Raw genomic sequence first — 18,015 nt, 5'->3', positions numbered from 1 at the left:
TGCCTCCGGTGTGTCGGGACCGGCTACGGGCTACGCCCTGCGCCGGTCCCGACACACCGGATTCTCATCTTGATTGTCGCGCTTTCTCATCCAGATCGTCGCGCGACAGTCGTCCCCGTCAGATCGGCCAATAGCTAAAATTCAGCCCAATCCTGGGCGCCAACAACCTTCAAAGCGGCCATGCCGACAGATTGATACGTTGGCATGCCCACTGGAGCGGGCGCAACACGGTTCGTAACAACTCCGAGTTCTTGATCAGGCTTATTGCTGCCGGTGACGAAATGCTGAACGACACCGGCAAGCTCGCGTGCCTCCTGCGAGAGTGAGCGAGCGGCCGCAGTCGACTCTTCCACCATGGCCGCATTCTGCTGGGTGACGCGATCCACCTCGGTCACAGCGGTATTGACCTGTTGCAAACTGACCGCCTGGCTATGAGCGCTGCGCGCAATGTCTGCGACCATCTCGTTTATCTCGCCGACCCGGTCCACAATGCTTGAAAGCACCGTACCGGCTTGGCCCACGAGGTTTACCCCCGCAGCCACCTGCTCGCTCGACGTGGAAATCAGGGTACGGATATCCCGGGCAGCGTCTGCCGAACGCTGGGCGAGAGCGCGGACCTCGTTCGCAACGACGGCAAAACCTTTGCCGGCATCGCCGGCGCGCGCTGCCTCAACGCCCGCATTGAGCGCAAGCAGGTTCGTCTGAAACGCGATCCCGTCGATCAAGCCCACGATGCTGCTGATCTCGTCTGCCGAAGTAGCAATGGCAGCCATGGCTTCGACCGCCTGCTCGACGACCGCCCCACCAGTGCTAGCTTCTTCATGGGTCCGCGCAATGGTCTGCTGCGCCCCCGTGGCTGACTGGGCCATGGCGTTGACGCCCAGCGTGACTTGACTCAAGGCTGCTGCGGTTTCTTCAATGCTCGCAGCTTGTTGCTCGTTTCGGCGCGCCAGGTCGTCAGACGCTGAATTAATTTCCGAAGCCCCGGTCATGACCGTCAGCGCCGTCTGGTTCACGCTGACGATGGCTTGGGCGAGCGAAGTCACTGCGCGGTTGAAGTCGCCGCGCAATTCTTCATACGATTCGGGAAACAGAACGTCGATTTGGCAATCAAGCCGGCTGTCGGCCAGTGCACGAAGCGCGTTCTTGAGCAGGTTCACTACCTGTTCCTGCTCTTCACGAGCACGGCGAATCGCATTGGCATTGTCCCGGAAGGATGCCATCGCTTTGGTCATCCGTCCGACGCAATCGCGATACTCGGTGTAAGCAATTTCGCTTTGCGTGTCACCAATGGCAAGTGCTTCCATTCGAAGCACGGTGTCAACATAAGGTCGACAGATGCGATCGGTAGCGACGAGCGTCGTCGTGATTGTTGCAGCAAAGGAGACCAGCCCCAACCCGATCGCCGCCGTACCGGACAAACCCGTAACCGCTAAAACTGTGGCCAAGAATCCAAGGCCGGAAAGAGACGCATAAACAATTGACAAAAATTGGAATTTCTTACGAATCGGTGCTTCTTTTTCGAACCAATCGAGCATATGGCACCCCCAAAGGACGGCATCGCTGTGATCTTGCGCCAACTATCGACGAGCGAGATTTCGCGCCCTTCTTGGCAGGTGGCGCTCTATAGCTTGCACTAAAGAGCATACGGCCGTTTTCATAGCCCAGCGCCTCCGGTGTTAACTATTCCCCGCCCCGATCCGCCCAAATAGTTACCGCACAAAGCATTGGTCTAATTAGAACATTTAAAAGTCACGCCGGCATCGACACGTTAGGGATAAGGCGTGTTTACGTGACGGCGCGGCATTCGGTGAGCGGCTAAACAGGCAAGGAGACACCGGCTGCTGCGTTGGAGATGTGAGTGCTGGTCGTAATCTCCCCAAATGTGCTGGTTGAAAATTCCCCAGTTTGAGGACTGCACGTGATCGTCATGGGGGCATGCCCCCATGACGATCACGCGGCACATTTACCCCTGCTGATGCCGAAGGAAGGGCGGGCAGGTGATAGGACTGAGGGTGTGGATCGGCGTGCAAAAAGGGCCCGGATAGCGGGGTGATCGGCGTCCAAAAGGGAACCACCATTCCGATGGTTTAGGCAGCGATCTGGTTTTCCAGGTGGCGAGATCGGGATGTTGGTTGTGGAGACAGTTGAGCGCCGCCAAGCTGCCGGTGATCAAGGACCTCGATGCCTTCGTGTTCGACGGCACACCGATCAACGAGGACCTGGTCCGCGCGTTGCACGCCGGATCATTCCTGCCCGGCAGGCGCAACATCGTGCTGGTCGGCGGCACCGGAACCGGCAAGACGCACCTCGCCATCGCCATTGCCGCCAACGTGGTTCGCGCCGGCGCGCGTGGCCGCTACTTCAACACCGTCGATCTGGTCACCCGGCTCGAGGATGAAGCGCGCATCGGCAAGGCCGGCGCTCTCGCTGCCCAGTTGAGCCGCATCGAACTCGTCGTACTCGATGAACTGGGTTACCTGCCGTTCGCCCGTTCCGGCGGCCAGCTCTTGTTCCACCTGATGAGCAAGCTTTACGAAACGACCTCGGTGATCATCACCACCAACCTGGCATTCGGCGAGTGGCCCACGGTGTTCGGTGACCCCAAAATGACCACCGCGCTGCTCGACCGCACCACACATCATTGCGATATCATCGAGACCGGCAACGACAGCTGGCGCTTCAAACACCGCAACTGACCCGGCCCCAAACCCCGACAAAAATTTGCTTCGCGCTGGCGCTGCCTCCGGTCGGGCTACGCCCTCCCTACGCCAGCGCCAGCGCGAAATCCGCGCCCCATATCAACGCCACGCCATCGCGACAGGTGGTACCCTTTTGCACGCCGATAGTGGGTCCCGTTTGGACGCCGATTGACAGTCTGGCTGTTCAGCATGGTGCTGGGGCACAGCCGTTGGCTATGGGGGCGGTTCTGCCCCAATCAGGGGCTGGAAACGGTGATGCGCTGCCACATCGCTGCCTTTGAGGCGATGGCGGGCTGCTGCACGGAAATCCTCTATGACCGCATGAAGACCGCCGTCATCGGCGAGGATGCTGCCGGCGTGGTGACCTACAATGCCTCGCTGGTGGCGCTGCTGGCCCATTATGGCAGCGCACCCAAGGCCTGCCAGCCCTATCGGGCCAAGACCAAGGGCAAGGTCGAGCGGCCTTTCCGCTACATCCGGCAGGACTTTTTCCTCGGCCGCAGCTTCCGCGATCTCGATGATCTCAACGCCCAGTTCGATGTCTGGCGCACGGACACCGCCAACGCCAGGCAGCATGCCACCACGGGACGGATCGTGCGCGAGCATTTTGCGGAGGAGCAGCCTCATCTGCGCCCATTGCCGGCCCTGCGCTACGATGCGGTCCTGACCGTCGAGCGGCGGATCAGCTGCGAGGGGATGGTCGCAGTGGCCGGCAATTATTACAGCGTGCCCGACACCGCCCGCCTTCGCGTGGTTGAGGTCCAGCACCATACCCATGAGGTCCGGATCTTCGAGGAGGGGCAACTCATCGCCCGGCATCCCGTGTTGGAAGGCAAAAACCGCAAGCGGATCGAGCCAGGGCATCGCAAGGCCCCGCCGGTGAAGCGCGCCGAGATGTTGCCTGCGACACCGGCGCTGCCGATGCTCCAGCGCTCTCTGGCCTTTTACGGCGCGGTGGGTGAACGCCTGGCCAGCCTCAATGCCAAAGGTGCCGCATGATGTCGGTTACCGAACGCATCCGGCAGAGCCTACTGGCCCTGCACATGGCTCGCGCCCTTGAAACGCTCGATCACACGTTGAGCAGGCTGGAAAAGGGCGAGATCAGCGCCATCGAGGCCATCGACGATCTGCTGGCCGAGGAACTGAACCTGCGCGAGGGGCGGCGTATACGCCAGCACTTATGGGGAAATTTAAAACAGCATTTACAGGAGATGCCAAACACAAGCCGCCGAGCTATGGCGATGGCCGAACGACGCCAATGGTCGCGCGCAGTGAATGATCCCTAGTGTTTTAACAGGCTGTGGAAATAGGCTCTGTCTGGCGGCCCTCATACCCCGTTGATGCGATGCACGGCGGGGCTGAGCCCCGTTGTTTCGTCTGATGCGCGCCCATGCGGGCCTTTCACCTGCCATTTGGCGCGCACCGGGCGCATTTATCCTGTCGCCAGCAGCTTTGGCAGGCGCACCAGATGTAGGCCGCAGCGGTCAGCGGAAGGCCCAGCCCACACGTGGGAGCCCTCGGTGGCGGGTCTTGCGTAGATTGCCGCAAGTCTTGGCCAACCGAAGACCCCCTCGATCCGCTTGTGGATACGGATGCTGGCGGCACAGCGGTGTGCCGGGTGGTGCGGCCGTCGATGGCCGAGCGCCGGTTGGCGGTGTTTTGTGCGACATGGGGCGTCACGTTCAACGCGCGCAGATTGGCGACGAAATCGGCGGTGTCGTAGGCTTTGTAGCTTCGCTGAACTTCGCTTCGGCGCCCAGCGTGATGCGGTGGCAACCGTCCAGACGCTCCAGCATGGTCAACGCCGCCTCGCGCCCGCAGCCGCCAAACGGCCCAGGTTCGACAACCCTGTCGGCCGCAGTCCGGCTTTCAACCAGCAAACCGGGTAGCTGCAGGCTACTGCCCATGCTTACGAGGCCATCGACCTGAGTTCCGTACTGGGCCCCGTTAGCTTTCCATTAGCTTTTACGACCCAAAGCGCGGAAAGGTCAAATTCGCAGAGGATGTGACGCAGACACCGTTTGCGCCGATTCACATCACCACCGAATTCCAGTCAAACTCGCCAACCCGCATTCATAATAGATACAAATAATTTTGCCACCCCAAATGTATTGGGGTGGCAAAATCGGTGAAATCAAAATTTAGAAATTAAATTTGTTATCTTGTATACTGCATCGCCGGTTATTCTTACAAATGATCGCCGATTATCGTTAGGATCATCGATCCGGACGATTAAACCACGCTCCTCAAGAACGCTCAGCCATCGCAGAGCAGTTGTTGCTGGAACACAAGCAGCTGCACATGCGCTAGTAATACTAATCTTTTTTCCCTCAACTTCGGATATATACAGATCCAAAAGGATATCCCAAGCTGGATCCGCAAATATTCCTTCAGGGAATATATCATCTCTCCGACGCCTAAAGCGATAAAAAGCCTTGGCAATCTCTTTGCAGTCTTTGAACTCCATCCATTGCTTGACGGCGTTGTCATTTGCGTTCGCCGCACAAGGTGGATTTCTCGTCGCGGACAATCCTGCGTTTTCCGACAGCAGTCCCATACCCCCCCCGCTATCTAACTTGATGGGTCACGCCCACCATGCTCGCCTCGACCATTCAAGCCCAATCCCCAGGCTTGAATGTCAAGTGAATGTTACGTTAATTTTCTGCAAGCAAGAGTCTATTGCCCTTTTGGCTCAAACCTGAAGATAAGTTCCAAATAGCTGATTAAGCTTTTAATTTTTTTTGGTACTCGTGAGGGCATTCGCGTTCGCCCGCTCGGGGAAGGTTAACGAAGCAATTTCTGCCACCTGTTGAGTGACAGCGTCACGCGCAAGTTCCAAATTCGCGGCCACCAAAGTCAGATGGAAGCGATCGGCAAGGGCCACAAGGCCTCGCAGTGTGTCGTCGATTTCGCCGCAGACCTTGATCAGATTTTCGTCGGATTTCACCTTCGATCCCCATTGCTTCGCAAGTCAGGCAAATGGCCACAGCGACCAACCTTTGATCGCGTTAATCCACTCAGCTTAGCCCTCACTTATCCGTATGATGCGATGATCGCTGATGCAGCCAATCAGATTAGTGACGATTTGGTTACAATTATGAGCTTCGCCGGAAATGGAGGGCCACAACTCCCACCGCGCTATTTACCATGTCTTAACTTTTATCACCAATTTGGTCGAGTCTTTGGAAAATTTTAAAATATTGTTGCACTTCAATATTTTAAATAAATTCAAAGCACAATTTTCACGCGACCCAAGCTAAGTGACACAATTGGCTCCCACGCTGACGGTGGGCGTTTGCGGGAAGGCCCTTATGACGCTGGCCGTCGATGCGGGACTTGGCTTCTGAAAGAGTCTTATCCAGAAGAACCGCGCCACCCCATCTCATTCACTGCAACAGGATGAGGCCTGAAAGTTGGCCTGATAATGCGCTAAGTGCCAGCGGTTGGTGGGATTCCAGCTTGGGATGTGGTCCAGAGCGAACCGTCAGGGGATGGTTGGAGATGGCAAACGCGCCAAGCGTTAGACGACCGAACTACCAGATGCTGAGCAGGAAATCTCCCGGCCATTCCTACCGGTACGACCAAAGCGTGGGCGCAAACCATCAACTGATCTGCGCGAGGTGCTGCGCCACTCGCGATATCTAGCTCGCTCGGACGGCGGTTGGCGGAAGCGACCCATAGGCTTTCCACCGCGACAGGCTATTCGCCGGTGGTTCCGCGGCGCCTCGGACGCCGCCCGCTATTGCGCACTACCCGCAACGTTGCGTCGACACTCGACCGGAATCGCCAACCCTTGCGTCCCGCCATAGTGGACCTCCTCTTTATCCGTTACGTCAGCCACACACGAAATTCCCGACCGCCCTAACCTTTCTTGACAGCCTTCCTGCGCAAGCTCGCGCGCCGCCTGCGCGGCGTGAAGCTGATGATCGCCGATCGTCATGTGGGCATCAACGCAACCGTATCCAAGCTGTTGTGCGCGACATGCAGCGTTGCCGCGTCCACTCCATGCGCAATGCGCTCGCCCATGCCGGCAATAGCAGCAGGCGCGTCGCTTCGGCCTTCATTGCCCCCGCCTTCGCGCAAGGAACGCCCGAGGTGGTCAGCCAGCAATGCATTCTGTCGCTGACCAGATGCGTCCGAAGCGCCCAAAACTGGCCACTTATGGACGATGCCGAACCCGATGTCCTGGGCTACATGACCTTTCCTAAGGAGCATCGGGCCAAGTTGCCTAGCACAAATCCCATCGAGCGGCTGAACGGCGAGATTAGACACCAAGGTCGTCGGCATCTTCCCGAACGAGGCCAGGATCACCCGCCTGGTCGGTGCCATCCTCATGGAGCAGTCTGACGAATGGGCGGTACATGTCGCTTGAGCCATAGGCCAGCGCAGCTAAACCATGGCGCCGGTCAGCGACAATCCCATTCTCGTGCTCTCGGCTGTACCTGGAGCATGACCGGCTCAAACTGATGCCGAAATCAGCGATGGGTCCAATAACCTACACCACGCCGTGGGACATGATCCTGTGGCACCGGAAGGTTGTCTAAGCAAACCTCAAACAAGACTCTCCAAACACGGCCGCGCAACTCGGCAAAAACCAGCGCAGCGGCCAGCTCGCCGATTGCCCACGATCACATGGCCGCACAAACCATCGGGCAGCGGCTACCAGCTTTTGCTTGTTGTTCGGGCGGACCATAAAGGTTTATCACTCTACAAGGCCCCTTGATCGCTCAAACTCCCGACCACATCCATGCGACCAACGCCGAACGTTGAAAATTCAATAAATAAAATGAAATTATATAATTATATTATACTCACTAATATCAGTGAAACTAGGCCAAAAAGACTTTTCTTTGAGCCAACATCGGACGATTTATTACGCGATTTTTCAGGTGTTACCAATTCTTTATATATATCTTTTTCTGAATTTTTCACAGGCTTTTCGATTTTCTTCGTGGCGGAATCATACGAGGAAATCTGCTGCGCATCTGCCGTGACAGGGGAGCAGATAACTAACATCACTGCGGCCAGGGCCAACTTTGCTGAAATCTTCATTAGCGCCTCCTATGTCTCCCTTTAAACATTCATTTTGGATATCACCGATAAGGAATTGTACGTAATCCACGAAATGTCTGATTTTGATACAGTTTCTGAAAATTTATTACCGAAAATCTGATAGCGATTAATCTCCCCGAATGGGAAACATGCTTATTTTTCGCCAGAATAGATGCATTGGAATGGAATATTCCAAGGAGGTCTGGCCTAGCGACTTTGCGCGAGATGACGGTTAACACGGGTTTGGTAAGGCACACCTCGCCCCTGACTGCCTTCGCGCGATGGGCGCTGCCCCCCTTGGCCTTGCCACTTCTGCCTCTACCCTTGCCGAAATCATCCTTCGAGGGCGGGATGTGCGAATTCTTCGAGGTCTTGCGCGGCTTGCCCACCAGCGCCTCGAGTTCCGAAATCCGCCCGGCCATCCGCTCAATCGTCTCGTACTGCGCAAGCAGCAGATCGTTCTTCTCAGCTTCGGTCAGGACATGAAGCGAGGGCGGTGCCATGGGCAGTTTGAATCATCGCCGGCCAGGCCGCGCAAGCCCTTTTTGCCAACCACCTGAGCAGTTACTCGAGCCTTCCCGAAAGACCAATGAAACGAGACTTTCCTGTCGCCAGCTGTTTCGGACGTTGCGCCGCGGCAGGGACACAACTCCAGCAGCTGCCACTCGTGACCTTCAGTCGGGGCAAATTTTCAACAATGCCCAAAATCGTTCATGATTCATCCAATCATGATCAACATAAAATCCGAATGAATCTTATAAAATTGATTTCAAACGACAAAAATTTTTAGGCAAATGTCACATCCAAATTCGAACATATTATCGTCCAATATAGATTCAACTAAAATTTCCATTCCCATGCCCACGTGTAACGTAACGAATTCCTGATTCTATTTTATTTCTATAAATCCTGGAAATCGTCATGGGTATGAAAAATAACGTTCGAATTTCATGCATATTCATTATTTTGAATATCGGGATTTTCAATGCACCCAGCGGATTTTGCCAACAATTTACATATTCTCATAATATAGATAATATCTCTAACATAAAATTCGATCTTGTTGAAGGCAAAAAAGATGCATCAGATGCATCTCTCGTGCCGCGATCCATTGATCTTCCTGAAGATAGCAAAGTGGATGAACCATATATTGATCAAAAAAAAGAACAGAATTACAAAACTATGCGTAAAAATTTAAGATCTTTAGAAATAATATATCAAACACTTAATTTTCTTGACGCAATACAAACTATTGGATGCATGCAAAAGTCTGGATGCCAAGAAAAAAACCCTCTTTTCGGAAATCATCCTTCAGTAGGTAAAATCATTGCAATTAAATCTCTCGCAGGATTGATACACTACTCAGCATATAAACACGGAATTAAACGTGACGATCGCCTAAAATATACGCTTTCTATGGAGATTATTTCCATTGCCGTACAAGGGACAGTCGTCGGCTTGAATTTCAGAGCCATAATTTAATATATAACTACATTAAGTTTTCAATATAATTACAAAAAATCTAATTATCATCATAAAATTGACAATACTTTAATATTTGCACACACAGTTCGCTGACGGTCGCCATTGCCATCTAAAAACATCTACGCACAACCCACCTTCGCCCAGAAATTACAGATCCCTGAGCCTAGAGTAAATGCTGATCGAATATTCCTCAGAAGTGCTGGTGCAAAAATCCCCAGCGCGGATTTGGTAATCCGCCATTGAGATGATCGACAGCTCCATTTTTAGGCGGCCTGCCTCGGCGCCTCGGGGCGGGCGGTGGGGTGAGATTGGCTTGGACGCGTGTATGCTCGGGGATCAGATCAGCATGTTGCCGCAATCGTTAACTTGCGCCTTCGATCTGAACGACGACGGCATGGTGAAGCAATCGTTCCAGTAGCGCGGTGGCCAAGACGGTCACCGAAGACTTCGCCCCTCTCGGCGAAGCCGCGGTTGGAGGTTCAGATCATTGCGCCCTTTTCATAGCGGGTGTTTACGAGCCGGAAGAAGAGGTTAGCCCCGCCTGGGGTGATGGGCAGGTAGCCGATTTCGTCGACGATCAGCAGCGACGCGCGGGTGTAGAAGCGGATTTTTTCGACCAGACAACCTTCGCGCTCCGCTTTGGTAAGCGCTTCGATCAGTGTAAGCGGTGTGCTCAGGCCACGGCGGTCCACGGCATGAGTTCGCCGACGTTGTTCGCGGGATGCCCATAAGCCAACTTGGTCAGCGTCTCGGTCAGCCAGGCATGCGGGTTGATGCCTGATATCTTGCAGTTCTCGATGAGCGTGGCGATCACTGCCCAGTTGTCGCCACCCTCGTCAGAGCCGGCGAACAACGCATTCTTACGATTGAGGGCCAGCGGACGGATTGATCGCTCGACGGTATTGGAATCCAGCTCGACACGGCCGTCGTCGAGGAACAGCGACAGCCCGGGCCAGCGGGTCAGCGCGTAGCGGATCGCATCGGCAAGCTTGCTCTTGGCGCTGACCTGACGGAGCCGCGCCTCGAGGTAGATGTGCAGTTCATCGACGATGACGCGGGCCTGTTCGGTGCGCACGGCGCGGCGGTGCTCTGCCGAGGTGCCGCAAACTTGGTCCTCGATCGCGTAGAGCATGGCGATCCGGCGGAGCACCTCGGTCGCGACCGGCGAGTTGTCTGCCAGCTCGTAAAACTTGCGCCGTACATGTGCCCAGCAGAAGGCAAGGCTCACCTGCTGGCGGCGTCTGGCGAGAGCGGCATAGCCGCCAAAGCCATCGACCTGCAGGATGCCGGCGAAGTCACCGAGATGGCCTTCGGCCCGCTCGCCCTTGCGGTCAGCGGCATAGACATAGGCGACCATCGGCGGATCTTCGCCGCCCCACGGTCGATCGTCGCAGGCATAGGCCCAGATCTGGCCGGTCTTGGTCCGACCACGCCCGGGATCGAGTACCGGCGCCGTGGTCTCGTCGGCGAACAACCGCTCAGATCGTCGCAATCGCTCGAGAATGTGATCGCGCAAGGGGCGCAGATACCAGGCTGCCCGGCCGACCCAGTCCGCCAGGGTCGAGCGGTCGAGCTGGATGCCCTGCCGCGCGTAGATCTGGGCCTGGCGGTACAGCGGCAGGTGATCGGCGTACTTGGCGACCAGGACCTGCGCGATCAGCGCCTCGGTAGGGACGCCGCCCTCGACGATCCGCGCCGGGGCCGCTGCTTGGACGATCGCGCCCTCGCACGAACGGCAGCCATAGCGCGGGCGGCGCGTCACCAGCACCCGGAAGGTGGTCGGCACCACGTCGAGACGCTCGGCCACGTCCTCACCGATCTGGTGGAGGGCGCCGCCACAGCACGGGCAGGCCTTATCCTCGACATCCACGACCTGTTCGATCCGCTCCAGGTGAGCCGGCAGCGAGCCGCGGTTGGCCTTGCGCGGGCGATCAGCAGACCCCTTGCTTGCCTTGGCAACGGCATGCTGGGCTTCGGCCAGAGCTGTCTCGACCTCCTCGAGGGCAAGCTCGAACTGATCGGGATCGAGTTGCTCGGACCGGCGGCCGAACCGGTGCCGCTGCAGGGCCTCGATGATCGCCTTCAGGCGTTCGACCTCAGCCTGGAAAACCTTCAGCGCATCAAGCTCGCGGGCCTGCTCGAGGACGAGCGCGCGGAGCGCTTCGACGTCGGTGGGGAGGTCCGCTTCCATGAGCATGGAGACAGTGAATCAGGAGGCGAAACCCCAGTCAACCGGCAATCTGCGGGACCATCGGGCGGCGTCCGCCATGCACCCGGCGCCAGTCCAGACCCTCGAGCAAGGCACCCAACTGCGCCGCCGTCAGCCGCATCACGCCGTCCTGAATCGCCGGCCAATTGAACCCGCCGGACTCCAGCCTCTTGGCCATCAGACACAGCCCCGTGCCATCCCACCAGACGAGTTTGATCCGATCACTGCGCTTGGCCCTGAACACGTAGATCACGCCGGAATAGGGATCGCCGCCGTACTCCGCACCGACCAGCGCGGCCAACGCGTCGGGGCCCTTGCGGAAATCCACTGGGCGGGTTGCCACCATCACCCTCGCACCCGGGCCGATCCCTATCATCAGGCGGCACCAGCCTGCAGAGCTTGAATGATCGCCACTACAAGATCGGCCCGGGCCGCTTGGCTGATCCGAACCACGGCACCACCAACTTCGACCTCAATGCTATCGCTCGAGTTCGGCTGCGATCCACCCACGACCGGCACAAACATGGGCTCGTCTCGTGGGGGAAGCTTGGCGGCCTCCATGGCGTAACGCAGCTCCCTGCGCCACGTGTACAGCAGCGCCGTGCTGATCTCCCGCTCACGAGCAAAAGCGGCGATGTTATCGCTGCGCTCCATCTCCGAAACCAACGCAAGCTTCTGCTCCAGCGTCCAGACGCGGCGTCGGCCTGGCATCCCTGCGAGAACTTCGATCCGCCGGACAGGCTTCAGAGGCACTCCAATGTCGGTGTCCAATGCGGTCGTAAGGCGGGTCTCGTCCATCCCCGCACTTCAACCACAGCCCTCGGGACAGGCAAGGTGGAGCCGGAACACCGCTTACCGATCAGTTCGGCCAGCGAACAACGATAAACGCTGCGCCCAGCTTTGACTGCTGCCACTTCGATGGCGGTGGTCAGATGGGATTTGCCTATACCGGGCGGCCCGAGAAAATGGAGAACTTCCGCGCGGTTGATGCTTCGCATCGGACCGGCAATCCGGACATACATATACATACATACATACATACATACATACATACATACATACACCTCATGCGCCAAGGCATAGCAACGTCCTGTGGGTTAGAACGAATGCCAGCCGCACTCATTGAGGCTGGATGGCAGGGAAACTGGCGTTTTTCCGCGATTTTGCTAGCTTGCGGTTCCCACCCTCATTTTTACCTGCGTTTGCTATCGAAGTTCTCCGCCACCTCGCAAAGGCGGAGTAGCGGCTCAACCTCCGCACCGTCCCCGCATTCCCGGTCTGGGCGCGGTCGACGGGATAGATGGCCACAGGATCGGGCGTGACCATGGCAGCGGCTGAACGCGTCGACACGTTTCAGCTCCATCCGGCTGGGCAGTTAATGACGAATCTAAAAGCGGCGCGATCAGAAACGCGATCACAAGGATCGCGCTGATCCCGACCCACGGACAATCATCCGCATCCTCATATTGATTGCGAAGCCTCGTCAGCGCACACCATGCTGATCGACGCGACGATCGTAAAGATGACACGCACTTTACCGAAATTGAGGCCCACACGATCGTGCGCGCGATCGACAATGCGAACGCCAATCCGCGGGTCACCGGGCTACGCCAACAAGCTCGCTGGCGGGGTCTCAAAGCCGCAGCGAATGCCGCCACGGTCGCCTTCTCGATGGCCTGATCCTGCGACGAAGTGGACGAGGCGCTATATTCAAAGGCAAAATCCGAGTTATCCAGACCAACTCCTAAAAAATACTTAATTAAATATAAAATATAGTTTTATAATTTCTAAAAAATATAAAATTTAGATTACGTGATTTTATTATTTAATATACATTATTTCTATCATATTCGTCGTCAAAATTGTATATTCGCCACTTATCCATAATTTATTATAAATAATTCAATCTGATCCAAAAAGATCTCTGGTGAATACTTTTTCGTAAACATCGGCCAGTTCATCTGATGCGCGGTTGGCAATGATTACGTCGCATTCACGCTTGAAGGAATCAAGATCGCGCACCACGCGCGATCCGAAGAATCGTTCTTCATCCAAAGCCGGCTCATAAATAACCACTTCGATGCCCTTCGCTTTGATCCGCTTCATGATTCCTTGAATCGAGGATTGGCGGAAGTTGTCTGACCCGGCTTTCATCACCAGGCGAAACACGCCAACCTTGCTGGGACAACGCTGGATGATCTGGTCTGCTAGAAAATCTTTGCGAGTCCGATTGGCATCGACGATGGCACGGATCAAGTTCTGCGGCACGTCGAAATAATTGGCCAGCAACTGCTTGGTGTCCTTCGGTAAGCAGTAGCCGCCGTAGCCGAAACTTGGATTGTTGTAGTGTGCGCCGATGCGAGGATCCAAGCCAACGCCGCGAATGATCTGGCGCGTGTCCATGCCCCCAGCGATGGCGTAGCTGTCAAGTTCGTTGAAGAACGCCACACGCATGGCCAGATAGGTATTGGCAAACAGCTTGATCGCCTCTGCCTCGGCGAGCCCAGTGAACAGGACTTCGACATTCTTGTTCACGGCGCCTTCGCGCAGCAATTCGGCAAAGACACGCGCGCGCTCAGATTCCTCACCCACGATGATGCGCGAAGGGTGGAGATTGTCATAGAGCGCCCGGCCTTCCCGTAGGAACTCTGGACTGAAGATCACCTGGTCGGTAGCCAGGCGCTGGCGCACGTCGGCTACGAAGCCCACCGGGATGGTGGACTTGATCACCACAGTGGCAGTCGGGTTATGCTCCTTCACCAGCCGGATGACCGCTTCCACCGATGAGGTGTCGAACTTGTTGGTTTCAACGTCGTAGTTGGTCGGCGTGGCAACGACCACATATTCAGCGCCTTCCAGCGCAGCGACGGAATCGAGCGTTGCGCTAAGCGTGAGCGGTCGGGTGGCGAAGAAATCCTCGAGTTCAGCATCCACGATCGGCGATTGCCGCGCATTCACCTTGGCCACTCGATCGGCCGAAAGATCTACAGCAATCACTTCGTTATGCTGCGCCAGCAGCACGGCATTAGCCAGCCCGACATAGCCAAGCCCGAAAACGGCGATCTTCATGCGAGAATACTCTCCAAAAGGAATTCAGCTTCAAGGATTTGCATCACCGGATGATACATTCTGGCGACTTGGTCCACCTGCCGCACCCTCCTGATACGCGGAGTTGATGCCGCTCCTCGAAAATAGCCGGCTATTTCTCGAAGCCTCCCCGGACATTCCGCAATGGAGCAGCACCGTCAAGGCAGCACCCTGCACTTGCCCAATACCGTGCGCGGGCATCATGCACTCGCAGGCAAATTCCGCACCAATTCCAGCGTCTGAGCATTAAGGCTGGCCGCTCGGCTGGCAGTCGCACTCTCGGTATAGACGCGCAATTCTGGCGCATTACCGCTAGGGCGCAGGTGGATGATATCGCCGTCGGCAAACGTCACCCGCAGGCCGTCTGTCTTATCGAAAGTTACAGCCTTGCCAGCGAGTTTCCCAAGAAGCTCGGTTAACCGCGTCAGTACTGCTTCGTCTTTACCAGCTTCGAGGCGCGCGATCAGCGCATGACTCTGCTCGGTCGGATAGCCCTGCAGGCGGTCACTATGGGTATAGCGTTGGGGCAGTTGGGCCTGGAGCGCTGAAAGCGACAATCCCTTGGCATGTGCAGCAGCTAGAACCGCGACCATTGGTAGGACGGCATCGCGCGTCGGCAGCGCCGCGAGCGTTCGACCACAGGCCGTTGCCGCGGTGCCGAGCAGGAAACCACCGTTGGCTTCATAGCCGCAGGCAGCAAGGCCGTCCGCTAGCAACTCATCCATTGCCTCGATCACGAAGGGGGAACCGATGCGCGTGCGCCGCACTTCGCGGAACTGCTGCGACGCCTCTAGCGCGGTGTTCGAGCTGACGGGCGTAGCCACTGCTTCCAGCTTCAGCGCCTGTGCACATAGAATTCCGAGCACATCTCCGCGCATCCACGTGCCGTTTTCATCGGCCAGAAGTGGCCGATCCGAGTCGCCATCGGTAGAAAGTATTGCATCTAGTCCGTACTGAGCAACCCACAGCTTGGCCAATTCGACATCTTCGGGGCGGACTGCCTCCGTATCAACCGGAATGAATTTTTCCGAACGTCCGAGCAACACCACCTCGGCCCCCAGGCCTGAGACAATCTGGGCAAGAATATCGCGCCCCACTGCGGAGTGCTGATAAACACCGAGCTTCATACCCTCGAGTGCCTCGCTCCCAAAAAAGTCCAGGTAACGCGCTACGTAAGGAACGGCCGCATCGGCAATTTCGGGCGCAGTGGGCGCGGCGCGCAACATGCCTACAGCATCGAACAAGTCGGGCAAGACCACGTTCTGAGCGCGAATTGCGGCCTCGTCCGGCTTGAGCACCTCGCCGTTGGCGCGGTTGAACTTGATCCCGTTGCGATCGTCCGGAATATGGCTGCCTGTAACCATGAGCGAAGGGATGCCTCGCGCGAAGCCGAACGCGGCCACGGCCGGCGACGGCACCAAGCCACAATCAACCAGTTGCCCTCCCATGTGAGCGATTGCAGCACGACAGGCAGCCATGATCCGTGCTGTCGAAGGCCGCAGGTCCCCGGCAATAGCGACTCCACTTCCTGGCGCAAAGTGACCAATTTCAGCCATGTGCTGCAGAAATGCGCAAGTATAAGTGAAGCATACTTCATCTGTCATGGCCGTAACCAAGCCACGCGCACCGCTAGTGCCAAAAGCCACGCCAGAGCGCGCCATCACATCGGTCACCGCCACTGTCTGCGTCATAGAACCTCGCTTTTCCTAAACCACAAGCCGATTTATCCGGCGGTGAGAAACGCCCCAGCTCGGGCGCCGTGTTAAGCCAAAGGACGCGGTTCGCATATGCAAAATTTGCGCCGCTTCCGAGGGCTCTCGCCATCGTTCACCCAAACGGCGAAGGTGCCGAATTGTGCCGTTGCAAAGTGCCTTGCATCGCAACCCAGCCCGTACCCAGGTTCAAAGTGCCTTAACCCAGAGTGTATGATCGTGCCCCATGGCGTGGTGTAGCTTATCTGGGCCACCGCCGATTTCAGCATCAGCTTGAGCCGGTCATGCGCCGGACACAGCCGAGAGCATGACGATGGGATTGTCGCTCACCGGCGCCATGGTTTAGCTGCGCTGGCCTATGGCTCAAGTGACATGTAGCGTCCGCGCTGGACGGCCCATTCGTCGGACTGTTCCATGAGTATGGCGCCGATCAGGCGTGTGATTGCCGCTTCGTTGGGGAAGATGCCGACGACCTCGGTGCGGCGCTTGATCTCGCCGTTCAGGCGCTCAATGGGATTCGTACTGTGCAGCTTGGCGCGGTGCTCCTTGGGGAACGTCATGTAGGCGAGCACGTCGGGTTCGGCGTCGTCCATCAACGCGGCGAGTTTTGGCAGTTTTGGGCGCATTTGATCGGCAACGGAACGCCATTGCTGACTGGCGGCCTCGGGTGTCTCCTGAGCAAAGGCGGTGCCGATGAATGCCGAGACGACTCGGCGTTCGCTCTTGCCAGCGTGGGCCAACGCGTTGCGCATGAAGTGGACGCGGCAGCGCTGCCAGCTCGCGCGCAGCAGCTTGGAGACCGCCGCCTTGATGCCTTCATGAGCATAGGAGATCACCAGCTTCACCCCGCGCAGGCCCCGGCGCGTCAGCTTGCGCAGAAACGCGGTCCAGAAGGGTTCCGCTTCCGACGGGCCAATATCCATACCCAGCACTTCGCGGCGACCGTCGCTGTTGACGCCCACCGCGATGATCACCGCGACCGAGACGATGCGCCCATTCTGGCGGACTTTGACATAGGTGGCGTCGATCCACAGGTAAGGCCAGTCGCCCTCGATCGGACGATCGAGGAAGGCATGCACCTTTTGGTCGAGCTCTTCGCACAGGCGGCTGACCTGGCTTTTGGAAATGCCATCCATGCCGAGGGCTTTGACCAGGTCATCGACCGAGCGCGTCGAGATGCCATGCACATAGGCTTCCTAGATGACCGCCGTCAGCGCCCGCTCGGGCATCCGGCGCGGCTCCAGAAAGCCGGGAAAATAGCTGCCTCCTTCGGCAAGCTCAGGACAGGCTTGTGCAACTTGGGGATGCGCAGTTCCACCGCTCCCGCGCGGGTTTGCCAGTCGCGGTCGCGATAGCCGTTGCGCTGGACAAGCCGATCGGCGGACTTCTCGCCGTGGCCCGCACCCATCAGGCCGCCGACCTCCATCTCCATCAACCGCCCGGCGGCAAACGAGATCATCTCGCGCAAAATATCCGCGTCAGGGGCCTTCTCGACCAGCGCGCGCAGGTGCACCATGGAATCGGTCATCGTGGTTCTCCAGGTTCGAGCTTCGCAACCCAAACCTAGCCGAAAATCACGGTGACCACCCGCGCTGCTGGCCTCAGATCCTACACCACGTCCCGGGACGCGACCGAGTGTATTAAACACCACCAGACATGTCGGTTGCGTGCAAGTAACTGCTCACCGTGTTGGCTTATGGCGGCGTGGTCAGGCGACGGCGAATTTGCCGTCGACGAGATCGCGGATGGCGCTGAGGGCTGATTGACC

Annotated in this window: 16 protein-coding genes and 7 pseudogenes; 8 read left to right on the top strand and 15 right to left on the bottom strand. The window is 57.2% G+C overall.

All coding sequences use genetic code 11. The annotated features are described in order from the left end of the window. Positions 1–134 precede the first annotated feature (134 nt). Positions 135–1,538 (bottom strand): methyl-accepting chemotaxis protein, encoded by a 1,404-nt coding sequence (locus FHW97_RS21700; protein WP_171799731.1) that lies wholly within the window; start codon positions 1,536–1,538, stop codon positions 135–137. A 606-nt stretch (positions 1,539–2,144) separates the two neighbouring features. Here FHW97_RS21700 and istB point away from each other — a divergent pair. From istB to FHW97_RS22300, 3 genes and pseudogenes are all read left to right on the top strand, one after another. Beyond that, positions 2,145–2,699: pseudogene (gene istB, locus FHW97_RS21695) on the top strand (IS21-like element helper ATPase IstB); the annotation flags it as partial. A gap of 177 nt (positions 2,700–2,876) precedes the next feature. Beyond that, positions 2,877–3,701: pseudogene (gene istA / locus FHW97_RS21690) on the top strand (IS21 family transposase); the annotation flags it as partial. Next, on the top strand, positions 3,698–3,988 hold the full coding sequence (locus FHW97_RS22300; protein WP_305082212.1) for a hypothetical protein: 291 nt from the start codon (positions 3,698–3,700) through the stop codon (positions 3,986–3,988). The pseudogene istA and the gene FHW97_RS22300, both read left to right, overlap by 4 nt. 146 nt (positions 3,989–4,134) lie before the next feature. Here the strand turns inward: FHW97_RS22300 and FHW97_RS21680 are convergent. The 4 genes and pseudogenes from FHW97_RS21680 to FHW97_RS21670 form a co-directional block, all read right to left on the bottom strand. Continuing rightward, positions 4,135–4,430, bottom strand: a pseudogene (locus FHW97_RS21680) (IS5/IS1182 family transposase); the annotation flags it as partial. Then, positions 4,385–4,609, bottom strand: a complete 225-nt coding sequence (locus FHW97_RS22435) for a hypothetical protein (RefSeq protein ID WP_370525496.1) — start codon at positions 4,607–4,609, stop codon at positions 4,385–4,387. The gene FHW97_RS22435 and the pseudogene FHW97_RS21680, both read right to left, overlap by 46 nt. 227 nt (positions 4,610–4,836) lie before the next feature. Next, positions 4,837–5,259 carry a MarR family winged helix-turn-helix transcriptional regulator gene (locus FHW97_RS21675; protein ID WP_171799730.1) on the bottom strand — a complete coding sequence of 141 codons (423 nt, stop codon included), beginning with the start codon at positions 5,257–5,259 and terminating at the stop codon, positions 4,837–4,839. Positions 5,260–5,433: 174 nt separating this feature from the next. Then, entirely contained in the window at positions 5,434–5,649 is a 216-nt protein-coding gene (locus FHW97_RS21670; protein ID WP_022675840.1) for a hypothetical protein, read from the bottom strand. Positions 5,650–6,247: 598 nt separating this feature from the next. On the opposite strand from FHW97_RS21670, the pseudogene FHW97_RS22430 reads away from it, so the two are divergent. The 3 genes and pseudogenes from FHW97_RS22430 to FHW97_RS22420 form a co-directional block, all read left to right on the top strand. After that, a pseudogene (locus FHW97_RS22430) lies at positions 6,248–6,511 on the top strand (transposase); the annotation flags it as partial. 172 nt (positions 6,512–6,683) lie between these two features. Then, positions 6,684–6,926 (top strand): annotated as a pseudogene (locus FHW97_RS22425) (transposase); the annotation flags it as partial. 61 nt (positions 6,927–6,987) lie between these two features. Beyond that, positions 6,988–7,074, top strand: a complete 87-nt coding sequence (locus FHW97_RS22420; RefSeq protein WP_371815979.1) for a hypothetical protein — start codon at positions 6,988–6,990, stop codon at positions 7,072–7,074. Positions 7,075–7,502: 428 nt separating this feature from the next. Here FHW97_RS22420 and FHW97_RS21655 read toward each other — a convergent pair whose 3' ends face one another. Together FHW97_RS21655 and FHW97_RS21650 are read right to left on the bottom strand one after the other, a co-directional pair. Then, complete coding sequence (locus FHW97_RS21655; protein ID WP_171799729.1) at positions 7,503–7,754, bottom strand: hypothetical protein; 252 nt, start codon at positions 7,752–7,754, stop codon at positions 7,503–7,505. A 270-nt stretch (positions 7,755–8,024) separates the two neighbouring features. Continuing rightward, positions 8,025–8,257 (bottom strand): annotated as a pseudogene (locus tag FHW97_RS21650) (IS66 family transposase); the annotation flags it as partial. Between the two features lie 418 nt (positions 8,258–8,675). Between FHW97_RS21650 and FHW97_RS21645 the strand changes: the two are divergent. Further along, positions 8,676–9,236: a hypothetical protein gene (locus FHW97_RS21645; protein ID WP_171799728.1), complete on the top strand. Its 561-nt coding sequence runs from the start codon at positions 8,676–8,678 to the stop codon at positions 9,234–9,236. Between the two features lie 482 nt (positions 9,237–9,718). On the opposite strand, the gene FHW97_RS22295 is transcribed toward FHW97_RS21645, so the two are convergent. From FHW97_RS22295 to FHW97_RS22290, 5 genes are read right to left on the bottom strand one after another with little or no spacing between them, the layout of a single operon-like run. Continuing rightward, positions 9,719–9,931, bottom strand: a complete 213-nt coding sequence (locus FHW97_RS22295; RefSeq protein WP_370525494.1) for an ATP-binding protein — start codon at positions 9,929–9,931, stop codon at positions 9,719–9,721. Further along, the gene (locus FHW97_RS21635; RefSeq protein ID WP_171799727.1) at positions 9,913–11,436 is read right to left on the bottom strand and encodes an IS66 family transposase; all 1,524 of its coding nucleotides are present in this window, start codon (positions 11,434–11,436) and stop codon (positions 9,913–9,915) included. The genes FHW97_RS22295 and FHW97_RS21635 overlap by 19 nt, the downstream gene beginning before the upstream one ends. A 31-nt stretch (positions 11,437–11,467) precedes the next feature. Then, complete coding sequence (gene tnpB / locus FHW97_RS21630) at positions 11,468–11,794, bottom strand: IS66 family insertion sequence element accessory protein TnpB (RefSeq protein WP_216647788.1); 327 nt, start codon at positions 11,792–11,794, stop codon at positions 11,468–11,470. 29 nt (positions 11,795–11,823) lie between these two features. Then, the gene (locus FHW97_RS21625; RefSeq protein WP_171799725.1) at positions 11,824–12,246 is read right to left on the bottom strand and encodes a transposase; all 423 of its coding nucleotides are present in this window, start codon (positions 12,244–12,246) and stop codon (positions 11,824–11,826) included. Further along, on the bottom strand, positions 12,192–12,446 hold the full coding sequence (locus FHW97_RS22290; RefSeq protein ID WP_305082213.1) for an ATP-binding protein: 255 nt from the start codon (positions 12,444–12,446) through the stop codon (positions 12,192–12,194). The genes FHW97_RS21625 and FHW97_RS22290 overlap by 55 nt, the downstream gene beginning before the upstream one ends. Positions 12,447–12,918: 472 nt before the next feature. On the opposite strand from FHW97_RS22290, the gene FHW97_RS21615 reads away from it, so the two are divergent. Then, positions 12,919–13,128 (top strand): hypothetical protein, encoded by a 210-nt coding sequence (locus FHW97_RS21615; RefSeq protein WP_171799724.1) that lies wholly within the window; start codon positions 12,919–12,921, stop codon positions 13,126–13,128. Between the two features lie 222 nt (positions 13,129–13,350). Here the strand turns inward: FHW97_RS21615 and FHW97_RS21610 are convergent, their stop codons facing one another. From FHW97_RS21610 to FHW97_RS21600, 3 genes and pseudogenes are all read right to left on the bottom strand, one after another. Then, positions 13,351–14,517, bottom strand: coding sequence for a nucleotide sugar dehydrogenase (locus FHW97_RS21610; RefSeq protein ID WP_171799723.1), 1,167 nt, complete (start codon positions 14,515–14,517; stop codon positions 13,351–13,353). Between the two features lie 218 nt (positions 14,518–14,735). Beyond that, a complete protein-coding gene (locus FHW97_RS21605; RefSeq protein WP_171799722.1) occupies positions 14,736–16,226 on the bottom strand; it encodes a phosphomannomutase in 1,491 nt (496 codons plus the stop codon). Between the two features lie 363 nt (positions 16,227–16,589). Then, a pseudogene (locus tag FHW97_RS21600) lies at positions 16,590–17,718 on the bottom strand (IS256 family transposase). Positions 17,719–18,015: the final 297 nt, after the last annotated feature.

Origin of the sequence: Novosphingobium sp. SG754 (assembly GCF_013149315.1) — a bacterium.
In the GTDB taxonomy this organism is placed as follows: domain Bacteria; phylum Pseudomonadota; class Alphaproteobacteria; order Sphingomonadales; family Sphingomonadaceae; genus Novosphingobium; species Novosphingobium capsulatum.
This window is presented reverse-complemented; position numbering and strand designations above follow the sequence as displayed.